Below are 12,254 nucleotides of genomic sequence, written 5' to 3' on the forward strand. Positions count from 1 at the left end.
CGCCGGACTAGCGACGAGACGCAAAGCCTAGCAGGCCGCGAGCACCGGAAAGTGTTATTGGCAAACTTTTCGCAACCAATCCCCGGATGCCAACGGCACAGTTTGCTGGAAGTGACTTAAAGGCGGTCGAGCGCCCGGGCGCTCTGGTACAGGCAGATGGCCGCCGCGGCGGCCACGTTGAGGCTTTCGGCGCCGCCTGCCATCGGGATGCGTACGCGGCGGTCCGCCGCCGCCGCGAGCTCGGCCGACAAGCCGTGTGATTCGGCTCCGAACAGCCAGGCCGTCGGCGCGGCGAGGTCCGCCTCGTCGAGCCGGGTCTCGCCGTCCACCGTCGTGGCCAGCACTTGCAACCCGGCGGCGCGCAACGCGGCGACCGCGCCGACGGCGTCGGGCGCGGAGACGACCGGGATCGAGAAGATGCTGCCGGCCGACGCGCGCAGGCACTTGCCGTTGTACGGGTCGACGCTGTGCCCGCCGAGCACTACCGCCCCCGCGCCCATCGCGTCGGCGATGCGAATCAGGGTGCCCGCGTTGCCCGGCTCACCGATCTCGACGGGAACAGCGACCAGCCGCGGCGAATCCGTCAGCGCGTCCTCGAGCGAGCTCACCGGCATGTCGCAAACCGCCACCAGCCCCGTCGGGGTGACCGTGTCGGACAACGCCTTTGCGGCGCGCTCCGTGACCAGGTGGACCGGGCATTGCTGCTCGGCAAGCAGCCCCGCGTGCTGCTGCGCGGCGAGTTCGGTGACGAACACGTCACGGACCAGCCCGCGTGCGGCCGCGGCCCCGACCAGGTTCGGCCCCTCGGCGAGGAACCGTCCCGCCCGGCGACGCCCGACATGCCGATGCAATTTGACCGCCGCGGCCACCCTGGCCGAGCGTTCGGTGAGCGGTGCCGGCATCGCCGGCAGTTAGGCGGCCTCTCCGGAATCCGAGGGGGCGTTGACATCCTCGGGCAGCGCCGCCCGGGCGACGTCGACCAGCGCGGTGAACGCAGCCGGATCGGTGATCGCGATGTCGGCGAGGTTCTTGCGGTCCACCTCGACGCCGGCGGCCTTCAGGCCCTGGATCAGGCGGTTGTAGGTGATGTCGTTGGCGCGTGCAGCCGCGTTGATCCGCGAGATCCACAACTTGCGGAACTCGCCCTTACGCGCACGACGGTCGCGGTAGGCGTAGTTCAGCGAATGCAGCTGCTGCTCTTTGGCTTTGCGATAGAGCCGGGACCGCTGGCCGCGATAGCCCTTCGAGGCCTTTAAGACGCTGCGCCTCTTCTTCTGGGCGTTGACCGCCCGCTTCACGCGTGCCATGGATGTTCCTACTCTCGTTCTGGCAGTAAATGGTTCTAAATGGTCGGGTGCCGGCTGACTAGCCGTTGAGCAGCTTGTTGACGCGCTTGGTGTCGTTGGCCGACACCGTGGTGCGGCCGTCCAGCCGTCGGGTCCGGGTCGACGGCTTGTGCTCCAGCAGGTGCCGGCGGTTGGCTTTCTGTCGCAGGATCTTCCCGGTGCCGGTGCGCCGGAACCGCTTCGACGACCCGCTGTGGGTCTTGGCCTTGGGCATGTTTCCTCTACTTTCAGTACTTTTCAGTACTTCTCAGCACCTTCGGTACTGGCTGGTACTCGTTCGTGTCAGGTCAGTTGGGCGACGGGGTGGCGTCGGCTCCCGCATCGGTGTCCGGTGCCGCGCCTCCCCCCGGTGCTTCTGGGTGGCGCGCCCGCGCGCGGGTCTTGGCGCCGCGGTGCGGTGCCAGCACCATCGTCATGTTGCGGCCGTCCTGCTTGGCGGACGTTTCGACGAATCCGTAGTCGGCGACGTCCGCGCCCAGGCGCTGCAGCAATCGGTAGCCCAGCTCGGGCCGCGACTGCTCACGTCCGCGAAACATGATGGTGACCTTGACCTTCGATCCCGCCTCCAGGAAGCGGATTACGTGACCCTTCTTGGTCTCGTAATCGTGATCGTCGATTTTCGGTCGCAGCTTTTGCTCTTTGACGACGGTCTGCTGCTGGTTCCGGCGGGATTCGCGCGCCTTTTGCGCCGCCTCGTATTTGAACTTGCCGTAATCCATGATCTTGCAGACCGGAGGTCTGGCGTTCGGGGCAACTTCGACGAGGTCGAGATCGGCGTCCGCGGCGACGCGCAGTGCGTCCTCGATGCGCACTATGCCTACCTGCTCTCCCCCGGGTCCGATCAGTCGAACTTCAGGTACGCGGATGCGCTCGTTGACGCGGGTCTCAGTGCTGATGGGGCCTCCCTTGTTGGGCTTCTTCTCCTTGTGGCGGCCGCAGCGGTGGAAAACCACACCATCAGCAAAAAGGCCCTGCACAAGCAGGGCCCAATGCCGACCGATCGCCGCTGGAAGTGCTCCAGCCGCCCGCGCTGCACGCGGAACAGGCATTCACGATGCCTGTGACCGGACCGCTGAACCTTGAGAAAACTCGTGGCCAACGGTGGGAGTGGGACTCCACTTAACTGTCCCCGGCGTTCACCGGGATGGTCGCAATCGATAGTTTAGCAGCCATGACGCGTCTTCCTGCACGTCTGCGGCCGGACGGGCATCCGGCGCGCGTCGCATCCCGACCAATTGCTGCCCGCCTCCCTTGGCGCTTCGCCAGGATTTTCACGGCTTGACGGCATATCCTCGCGGTCTGTGACTCTCGCTACGTCCCGCTTCGGCCCGCGTTCGGGCAGCCAGCCGAACTCCCGGTATCGCTGGGTACCGGCGGCGGCGGGCTGGACCGTCGGCGTCATCGCCACGGTGTCCCTGATCGCGAGCGTGTCGCCGCTGATCCGGTGGCTGATCAAGGTCCCACGGGAGTTCATCAACGACTACCTGTTCAACTTCCCCGACACCAGCATCGCGTGGTCGTTCGTGCTGGCCCTGCTGGCCGCCGCCCTTACGGCACGCAAACGCATCGCCTGGGTGTTGCTGCTCGGCAACATGGTCCTGGCCGCCGCTTTGAACGCCGCCGACATCGCCGCGGGCGACAACACGGCGGCCGAGTCGTTCGGGGAGAACCTCGGCTTCGCCGTGCACATCGTCGCGATCGTGCTGCTGGTCCTGTCCTATCGGCAGTTCTGGGCCAAGGTGCGCAAGGCCGCGCTGTTCAAGGCGGCCGCGGTCCTGGTCACCGGGCTCGTAATCGGAATCCTGGCGTCCTGGGGCTTGGTCGAGATGTGGCCGGGCACCCTGGCGCCCGATTCGCGCTTTTGGTACGTCGTCAACCGGGTGGTCGGGTTCTCCATCGTCGATCCCGACGCGTTCACCGGCCGGCCGCACGTTCTGCTCAACGCGATCTTCGGGTTGTTCGGAGCGCTCGCGCTGATCGCGGCGACGATCGTGCTGTTCCAGTCCCAGCGTGCCGACAACGCGCTGACGGGCGAGGACGAGTCCGCGATCCGCGGGCTGCTCGAGCTCTACGGCAAACAGGACTCCCTCGGATATTTCGCCACCCGCCGCGACAAGTCGGTGGTGTTCGCCCCGAGCGGCCGGGCGGCCATCACCTACCGGGTCGAGATCGGGGTCTGTTTGGCCAGCGGTGACCCGATCGGTGACCCGAGGGCGTGGCCGCAGGCGATCGACGCGTGGTTGGGGTTATGCCAGACCTACGGCTGGGCGCCGGGTGTGATGGGCGCCAGTTCGCAAGGGGCCCAGGCGTTCCGGGAGGCCGGGCTCAACGCCCTCGAGCTGGGCGACGAGGCGATCCTGCGGACGTCCGACTACAAGCTGTCCGGCCCCGACATGCGCGGGGTGCGCCAGGCGGTGACCCGGGCGCGCAGGGCGGGGCTGACGGTACGCATCCGGCGACACCGCGACATCTCCGCCGACGAGATGGCCGAAACGATCTCGCGCGCCGACGCGTGGCGCGACACCCAAACCGAGCGTGGCTTTTCGATGGCGCTGGGCCGGCTCGGCGACCCGGCCGACGGCGACTGCCTGCTGGTCGAAGCCATCGATCGCGAGGGTCGGGTGGTCGCGATGCTGTCGCTGGTCCCGTGGGGAAGCACCGGCGTCTCCCTGGACCTCATGCGGCGTTCCCCGCAATCCCCCAACGGCACCATCGAACTCATGGTCAGCGAGCTCGCGCTGAACGCCGAAGCCCTTGGCATCATTCGCATTTCACTGAACTTTGCGATGTTCCGCTCGGCGTTCGAACAGGGCGCCCAGCTCGGCGCCGGGCCCATCGCCCGGTTGTGGCGCGGGTTCCTGTTGTTCTTTTCGCGGTGGTGGCAGCTCGAGACGCTGTACCGCTCGAACATGAAGTACCAGCCCGAGTGGGTTCCCCGGTACGCGTGTTACGAAGACGCCCGGCTGATTCCGCGGGTCGGCGTTGCCTCGGTGATCGCGGAGGGTTTCCTCGTCCTGCCGTTCAGCCGGCGGGAGAAGGTGCACACCGGGCACCATCCCGCGGTACCGGCCAGGCTGGCGGAGTCCGGGCTGCTGCATCACGACGGGTCGACGCCCGACGTGAGCGGCCTGCAACGCGGGGTCAAGGCGGCCGAGGCCGAGGAGTCGAGGTTGCGCCTGCCCGAGCAGGTACGGGTGCGCCTGGCCAAGCTGAAGATATTGCAGCGCAACGGGGTTGACGCCTACCCGGTGGGGTGCCCGCCCAGCCACTCGATCGCCGCCGCGTTGGACGCCGACGATCAGGAGGACGTGTCGGTGGCCGGCCGCATCCTGCGGATCCGCGACTACGGCGGCGTGCTGTTCGCCCAGGTGCGCGACTGGTCGGGCGAAATGCAAGTGCTGCTGGACAATTCGCATCTCGGACGCGGCCGTACCGCCGATTTCACCGCGGCCATCGATCTCGGTGATCTGGTCGAGATGTCCGGGCACATGGGCTTTTCCAAAAAGGGGACCCGCTCGTTGATCGTGCGCGACTGGCGGATGATCGGTAAGTGCCTGCGCCCGTTGCCGAATAAGTGGAAGGGGCTGACCGATCCCGAGGCGCGGGTGCGGACCCGCTACGTCGACCTGGCGGTCAACCCGGAGTCGCGCGAGCTGATCAGGGCCCGCAGCGAGGTGTTGCGCTCGGTTCGGGAAACCCTGTTCGCCAAGGGGTTCATCGAGGTCGAGACGCCGATCCTGCAGCAGATCCACGGCGGGGCCACCGCCCGGCCGTTCGTCACCCACATCAACACCTACGACATGGACCTGTTCCTGCGCATCGCGCCGGAGCTGTATCTGAAGCGGCTGTGCGTCGGCGGCGTGGAGCGGGTGTTCGAGCTGGGCCGGGCGTTCCGCAACGAGGGCGTCGACTTCAGCCACAACCCGGAGTTCACGCTGCTGGAGGCCTACCAGGCGCACGCGGATTACAAGGTGTGGATCGACGGCTGCCGGGAGCTCATTCAGAACGCCGCGCAGGCCGCCAACGGCGAGCAGACCGTGCTGCGTCCCCGGGCGGGGAGCGACGGCCGCCTCGAACCGGTCGACATCTCCGGCACATGGGCGGTGAAGACCGTGTACGGCGCGGTATCGGAGGCGCTGGGCGAGCACATCGATCCCGACACCTCACTGGCCGCCCTGCGCAGGATGTCCGACGCCCTGCACATTCCGTATCGGGCGCATTGGGATTCCGGCGCGGTGGTGCTGGAGCTCTACGAGCACCTGGTGGAGGACAGGACCGAGCAACCGACGTTCTACATCGACTTCCCCAGCTCAGTGTCTCCGCTGACCCGGCCGCACCGCAGTCAGCGCGGTGTTGCCGAGCGGTGGGACCTGGTGGCGTGGGGCGTCGAGCTGGGGACCGCCTACAGCGAGCTGACCGACCCGGTGGAGCAGCGGCGCCGCCTGCAGGAGCAGTCGCTGTTGGCCGCCGGCGGGGATCCCGAAGCGATGGAGCTCGACGAGGACTTCCTGCAAGCCATGGAGTACGCGATGCCACCCACCGGCGGACTCGGTATGGGCATCGATCGGCTCGTCATGCTCATAACCGGCCGCAGCATCCGCGAAACCCTGCCGTTCCCGCTGGCCAAGCCGCATTAGCCCCGGCCTGCCACTGCCAGCGGACACACCGGGACCATCCGGTCAAAATGTTCCGGGAGTGTTAACGATGGCTCACACTGATGCACGTGACCGCCCCGACGCCCCTCGCCACGGCGCAGCTGGCCGGTAATTTCACCTCCCTGATGCACGGGTGGATACCCGCGACGATCCAGATCGGCACCGCCTTCGTGCTGGCGCTGGCCGTGGGCTGGCGGTCGCGACGATGGCGGGCGGTGTGGCTGCCGCTGGCCGGCGCCGCCGGGGGCGCCACGGCCTACCTGACGCACTGGTACGTCGTCGACCGCGGCCTGTCCGACGAGCCGGCACCGTCGGCGCTGTGGGTGTGGGTCGCGTTGGCCGGCGTGGCCGCGGCAGTGCTGGTGGTGGGCTGGCGCAGCGCGCCGCCGTGGCGGCGCGGCGTGACGCTGCTTGCCGTGCCGTCGTGCTTGCTCTGCGCGGCGCTGGTGCTCAACGCGTGGGTCGGCTACTTTCCGACCGTGCAGGCGGCATGGAGCCAACTCACCTCCGGTCCCCTGCCCGATCAAACGGACCCGGCCACCGTCAGCGCGCTGGCCGCCAAGCGGACCCGCCCACCGCACGGCAGCGTGGTGCCGGTGGTGATCCCTTCGGATGCATCGCATTTCAAGCACCGCGGGGAACTCGTGTACCTGCCGCCCGAGTGGTTTACCAGCAGCCCGCCGCCGGCCCTGCCGACGGTGATGATGATCGGCGGACAGTTCAACACCCCCGCGGATTGGACGCGGGCGGGCAGCGCGGTCAGGACGATCGACGACTTCGCGGCCGCTCATGACGGCAAGGCGCCGGTGTTGGTGTTCGTCGACGCCGGAGGGGCCTTCAACAACGACACGGAATGCGTGAACGGCGTGCGCGGCAACGCCGCCGATCATCTGACCAAAGACGTTGTCCCTTACATGGTTTCGAAGTTCGGCGTGAGCGGCGACCGGTCCAACTGGGGCATCACCGGCTGGTCGATGGGCGGGACGTGCGCCGTTGATCTGGCCGTGATGCACCCCGAGACGTTCAGCGCGTTCGTCGACATCGCGGGTGACTTCTTCCCGAATGCCGGCAACAGGTCTCAGACCATCGCCCGGCTGTTCGGCGGAAATGCCGAAGCCTGGGCCGCTTTCGACCCGACCACCGTGATCACCCGGCACGGCAGCTACCGCGACCTGGCCGGCTGGTTCGCGATCTCGTCGGACGGCCCGCCGACGCCGCGCGAGGACGTGGCCGTAACCGACTCCGGCGCAATGCGTCTCGCCGCGGCCAACCCGGGTAACCAGACCGCGGCCGCCTACTCGCTGTGCGCACTCGGCCGCGCCAACGGCATAGATTGCGCAGTCGTGCCCCAGCCGGGCAGGCACGACTGGCCGTTCGCCGGCCGGGCCTTCGCCGCCGCGCTGCCGTGGCTGGCCGGCCGGCTGGGCACCCCGGAGGCCCCACGCACGGCCCTGCCCCCCGCTTCCCCGCCCCCGCCGTCGCCCACCCGGGTAGTGGTTCCGGCTCAACGTTCCGCTACCGCAGGTGTTCGTTGAAGAACGTGACGATCCGCCGCCAGGCGTCCTCCGATTCGGGTTCGGAATAAGCCATCCCGGCCAGCCCCGCAATTATGCGGATTGGCGCGGGAACACAGTGGTCGTTCATGAAGCTGTGGCCGACATTGGGATATTCCTTGACGTCACGCGGTACGTCACCCGCCGCCAATACGGCCTCGAGCCTTGCCGCGGTGCCGCGCCGCACGATGGGGTCGTTCGCGCCGAAGCTCGCGACCACCGGGCACGACTCGCCCAGCGCTTCCACGTCGCCAGGCAGCAGCCCGTAGTTCGGCGCTGCCGCGTCGAACACGCCGTGGGGGGCCAGTTGCATAACGAACCCCGCGCCGATGCAAAACCCGACGAGCCCGACCTTGCCGGAGCACCGCTCGTCGGCGACGAGGTGATCGCGGGCGGCAACCAGGTCGTCGTGGGCGGGGCCGCGGCCGGTCACATGGGCGCGGATGGTGCTCAGCATGCACCTGATCTTGGGACCGCGGCCGTAGAGCACCGGAGCCAGCGCCAGATACCCGCTGCGGGCCAAGCGGTCCGAGATCTGCCGCAAGTTCGCGGTCATGCCGAGTACGTCCTGAACGACCACCACACCGGGCCATGGCCCCGGGCCCTCGGGGACGGCGAGATAGCCGGGCAGGTGGCCGTCGGCGACCGAATAAGTGATATCACCCATGGCTCGGTGTTCCCCCAAATACCGTGTCGACCGTCGACCGTTTCCGCGGCGCGCATAGCCGTGACGATACGAAGATATGGTAATCCGATACCGCCATATCGTGACGCCGTGCCGGTGTATTGTCCGGCCGTGGAGCCTCCCCGGTTGTTTCCCTACGACCCGCCGCCTGCGCCCGAACCGTCGGCCAAAGAGCGGATTCGTGACGCCGCGCTGAGCTGTTTTGCCGTTCGCGGCATTGCTGCCACACCGCTGCGTGCGGTCGCCGAGACCGCGGAGGTTTCGATTGGGCTGGTGCAGCACCACTTCCACACCAAGGCCGCGTTAACCGCTGCCGTCGACCAGTACGTGCTCCAGGTGGTGGGTGAGGCATTGGAACCCTCAGCGCCGCTCGAACCGGAGTCCGACGCGCTCGAGGAAGCCGGCAACCGCCTGATCGCACTGATGGTCCGACGTCCCGACGTCATGACCTACCTGGGGCGCGCGCTCGCCGAGGGCGGCGCACTGGGGTCGGTGATCTTCACCGGGTTGGCGGCGATCAGCGCGGGGCAGGGTAACCAATTCGGGCAACACGGCAACCTTCGATCCGACCTCGATCCGGATTGGGGGGTGCTCAACCCGCTCATCCTGCGGATCGGCGCCATCATTCTGCAGCCGTACATCGAGATCTACCTCGGCGAGCCGTTCTTCACCGAGCCGCAGCTGCGACGCTGGGATACCGCCGTCACCAGCCTGATACGGCGGGGCCAATTCGCCGAGGAAGCGGAGACCCCGGGCAGCGACGCCATCGCTTGGTGAGCGGCCAAGCGATGGCGGTTAGGCACCCGTGTCGCCGGTCGGGTGCTATACACGAAACACCATGGACGAGCCCGAGGTAACCGCGCACAGCGCGCAAGTTCTCGACCCCGACGAGCCCGACGACGCACTGACGTTGGAGCGGCTACGCGCCGATCCCCTCGTCGAGGTTGTCGACCGGCTCGATGCGCAACTGGCCAATCTGCGCAGCCTTCGGCCGGCACCGGATTCGGAGCTCCTCGGCGAGCCGAGCCGGTGGGCTTACTACCCCTGGCGGCGGACCGTCGTCGCGGTGCTGGGCCCGAAGGGGTTTCGGACGCTACGACTTGATCGCAACAGAAACAACATCACCATTCGAGAACAGGCCCGGCTCCATTCGCTGACCATCGGCGTCGCCGGCCTGAGCGTCGGCCATGTCATCGCTCACACGCTGGCGCTACAGGGACTATGTGGCAGGATTCGGCTGGCAGATTTCGATCATTTGGAACTGTCAAATCTGAATCGGGTGCCGGCCACCGTGTTCGATCTTGGGTTGAACAAGGCGCATGTGGCGGCACGCCGGATCGCCGAGCTTGATCCCTACCTCGCGGTGGACGTGTTCGACGCGGGACTCACCGCGAACAACCTCGACGCGTTCCTGGATGGACTCGACCTCGTTGTCGAGGAATGCGATTCGCTCGACATCAAGGTTGGCCTGCGCATGGCAGCGCGCGACCGGCGTCTCCCCGTGCTGATGGCAACAAGCGATCGCGGCAGGGTCGACGTTGAACGCTTCGATCAAGACCCTGACCGTCCAATCCTGCACGGGCTGCTGGGCGACCTGGACATCGAGCTGCTGCCGGGCATGAGCATCCGGGAAAAAATTCCTTACATGCTCCGTTACGACGAAGCCGATCGGGTATCGCCCCGCACTGCCGCATCACTTCTCGAGATCGACCGATCGGTCTCGACCTGGCCTCAGCTGGCATCCGACGTCATCGTCGGCGCTTCGGCCCTAGCCGAAGCCGTACGCAGAATCGGGCTGGGCGAAGAACTGAGATCGGGTCGATGCCGCATCGACATGGGCTGGGAACTCGATCAACTCGACGAAGTCGAGCCGGCCCACCGTCGCCCCGAGCCCGACGACGGACATGGCAGCGACGCAGCCCCTTCGATGGTCAGCGATCCTATTGTCGCTGCCGCGCTGCGCGCCCCCTCGGGCGGAAACAGCCAGCCATGGCGTATCGACGCAAACCCGACCAAACTAACCATAAGCGTTGCGCCGGAACATACTTCAACCATGGACGTGGGGTTCCGCGGCAGCGCTGTCGCATTGGGCGCAGCCCTTTACAACGTCAGGATCGCCGCCGCCGCCCGCGGGGTGCTCGGGCCGGTGAGCGTCTCCGAAGACGTAGCCGGCTCTCCCCTACAGGCCGGGATCGACTTCGGAAACGGTAACGACCCCGCCCTCGCCGACCTTTACGAACCGATGCTCGCACGCGAGACCAATCGCCATCGCGGAACGCGTCAACCACTCGACGACCAGACGATCAAGTTGCTCTCGACCGCGGCAGAGCGGGAGGGCGCGCGTCTGCACCTGCTCACCGAGCGGGACGACCTTTCGCGGGCCGCAACGGTTTTCGGTGCAGCCGACCGAATCCGGTACTTGACACCGCAGCTGCACAAAGAGATGTTTTCGGAACTGCGCTGGCCCGGTGACCCTGATCCCGACGTCGGTATCGAGGTGCTCAGCCTCGAACTCGACGACAGCGACTTGGCACTATTTGATGTCGTCCGGCGTCCCGACGTGATGGCTTGCCTTGCGGACTGGAACGCCGGCAGCGCGCTGGGCGACGGCATGCGCGACCAAGTCCTCGACAGCTCGGCACTGGCGGTGATCACCGTGACCGGGGAGCGTCTTACCGACTACGCCCGCGGTGGATCAGCCGTCGAGGCGGTATGGATCCTCGCGCAGCGCGAGGGCCTCGCCGTCCGGCCGTTGTCGCCGGTCTTCTTGCACGCTCGAAACGCTGACGATCTCCACGAGTTATCCGCCGACTTTGCCAGCGAATTGCAGCAATTGCAAAGCGATTTCGTCCGCCTTACCGCGACCGGTCCCGAGGAATCGATCGTGCTGGTCTTGCGGTTGACCACCGCACCACCTGCGTCGCGACCGAGTCGCCGCAGTCTGAGCCGACTCCGTTCCCGGCGGTAGCCGACTCAGAACGGCTTTGCGGTGAATCCCCAGCGCAACAAGGCCGACTCGCGGCGGGCCGCCCCGCGTAACCGGGCATCATGCGTGCCGGTCAGAGCGTTCGGTTTGCCGCGCGCACCGAACATCCAGTACGCCTGCAGATAGGGCAACGGTGTCGAATGACCGCAGTGCATTCCTTGCAGTCCAGCCGCGGCAAGCTCTTTCGAGAGCTCGGCGATGGTGAACGCCGCCGCCTCGCTTGCGATTGCGTCTTTTCGCAAGACAGCCGGCGAGTCGGGGTCTGCGATCGCGAGCATGTTGGGGGCGGCTGTCGGGTCCCGTAGGCGCTGGAAATCGGAGATCCATACCGCGGCCCCGCTGTCGCTTTGGATAGCAGCGATCTGTCCGAGTGCACCGCGCAAAGAGACGAAATCCGGCAGCTGATGCAGCGTCCACATGCAGGAGATCGCGTCCCACGGAGCCGTTGAAATCCGTCCTGGCAGCGCGGTGATGTCCTCGCGCAGCAGTTCGACACGTTCGCCTAGACCTTCAGCGTCGAACAGCTCGCGCGCCGTGGACAGCATGTTGGGGGCCAGATCGACGGCGGTCGCCCGGACATCGGGCCGTCGGCGCAGGACGGCGCTGAGCGCACGGCCCGAGCCGACGCCGAGATCCAACAGCGCGCCGCCTGGTGGAAGGAGCGCATCGAGCGCACGGGCGCAGAAGTCGTATATCGCGACTATCCCTGGGTTGGACGCGCCGCCGGTGTGGAACTGGGCGACGGATTCCGGATCGTCCACCACCATTGGCTCGGGAATGCGCTCGCGCCCCGCGGGATGGAAGCGCTCGCGCAAAACGACGCCGGGTACCCGCCACATCGGCCGAATTCTCTTCACCCTCAACCTCTCATGGAGTCCGCGTCATCGATTTCGAGCCGCACTGTCATACATGATTATGAACTCGACACATGTTCTCCACTGGCCGCACGTGGTCTTTCGATCTTCGGAAAAGACGTTAAGGACTTGCCCGGTCACCCGGGATCGGTAAGCTTTGCCTGCGCGGTCCTTT

General features: G+C 67.0%; 10 protein-coding genes. 4 read left to right on the top strand and 6 right to left on the bottom strand.

What is annotated here, in order from left to right:
- Positions 1–116: 116 nt before the first annotated feature.
- The 4 genes from N415_RS04345 to infC form a co-directional block, all read right to left on the bottom strand.
- The gene (locus tag N415_RS04345) at positions 117–902 is read right to left on the bottom strand and encodes an RNA methyltransferase (RefSeq protein ID WP_068177539.1); all 786 of its coding nucleotides are present in this window, start codon (positions 900–902) and stop codon (positions 117–119) included.
- Positions 903–911: 9 nt separating this feature from the next.
- A complete protein-coding gene (rplT, locus tag N415_RS04350; RefSeq protein ID WP_068111278.1) occupies positions 912–1,307 on the bottom strand; it encodes a 50S ribosomal protein L20 in 396 nt (131 codons plus the stop codon).
- 58 nt (positions 1,308–1,365) lie between these two features.
- Positions 1,366–1,560: a 50S ribosomal protein L35 gene (rpmI, locus tag N415_RS04355; protein WP_067012098.1), complete on the bottom strand. Its 195-nt coding sequence runs from the start codon at positions 1,558–1,560 to the stop codon at positions 1,366–1,368.
- Positions 1,561–1,633: 73 nt separating this feature from the next.
- Positions 1,634–2,242 carry a translation initiation factor IF-3 gene (gene infC / locus N415_RS04360; protein ID WP_081665070.1) on the bottom strand — a complete coding sequence of 203 codons (609 nt, stop codon included), beginning with the start codon at positions 2,240–2,242 and terminating at the stop codon, positions 1,634–1,636.
- A gap of 405 nt (positions 2,243–2,647) precedes the next feature.
- Between infC and lysX the strand changes: the two genes are divergently transcribed.
- Both lysX and N415_RS04370 read left to right on the top strand, forming a co-directional pair.
- On the top strand, positions 2,648–5,983 hold the full coding sequence (gene lysX, locus N415_RS04365; RefSeq protein WP_161630271.1) for a bifunctional lysylphosphatidylglycerol synthetase/lysine--tRNA ligase LysX: 3,336 nt from the start codon (positions 2,648–2,650) through the stop codon (positions 5,981–5,983).
- An 80-nt stretch (positions 5,984–6,063) separates the two neighbouring features.
- Entirely contained in the window at positions 6,064–7,536 is a 1,473-nt protein-coding gene (locus N415_RS04370; protein ID WP_193376402.1) for an alpha/beta hydrolase-fold protein, read from the top strand.
- On the opposite strand, the gene N415_RS04375 is transcribed toward N415_RS04370, so the two are convergent.
- The gene (locus N415_RS04375) at positions 7,517–8,221 is read right to left on the bottom strand and encodes a dienelactone hydrolase family protein (RefSeq protein WP_068177540.1); all 705 of its coding nucleotides are present in this window, start codon (positions 8,219–8,221) and stop codon (positions 7,517–7,519) included. The two genes, N415_RS04370 and N415_RS04375, sit on opposite strands and share 20 nt — an antisense overlap.
- A gap of 129 nt (positions 8,222–8,350) precedes the next feature.
- Here N415_RS04375 and N415_RS04380 point away from each other — a divergent pair, with 129 nt between their 5' ends.
- A complete protein-coding gene (locus N415_RS04380; RefSeq protein WP_068177541.1) occupies positions 8,351–9,016 on the top strand; it encodes a TetR/AcrR family transcriptional regulator in 666 nt (221 codons plus the stop codon).
- A 61-nt stretch (positions 9,017–9,077) separates the two neighbouring features.
- A complete protein-coding gene (locus tag N415_RS04385; protein WP_068177542.1) occupies positions 9,078–11,207 on the top strand; it encodes an Rv1355c family protein in 2,130 nt (709 codons plus the stop codon).
- A gap of 5 nt (positions 11,208–11,212) precedes the next feature.
- Here the strand turns inward: N415_RS04385 and N415_RS04390 are convergent, their stop codons facing one another.
- The gene (locus tag N415_RS04390; protein WP_239645446.1) at positions 11,213–12,040 is read right to left on the bottom strand and encodes a class I SAM-dependent methyltransferase; all 828 of its coding nucleotides are present in this window, start codon (positions 12,038–12,040) and stop codon (positions 11,213–11,215) included.
- Positions 12,041–12,254 lie beyond the last annotated feature (214 nt).

Origin of the sequence: Mycobacterium sp. UM_CSW, from assembly GCF_000455205.1 — a bacterium.
Taxonomy (GTDB): domain Bacteria; phylum Actinomycetota; class Actinomycetes; order Mycobacteriales; family Mycobacteriaceae; genus Mycobacterium.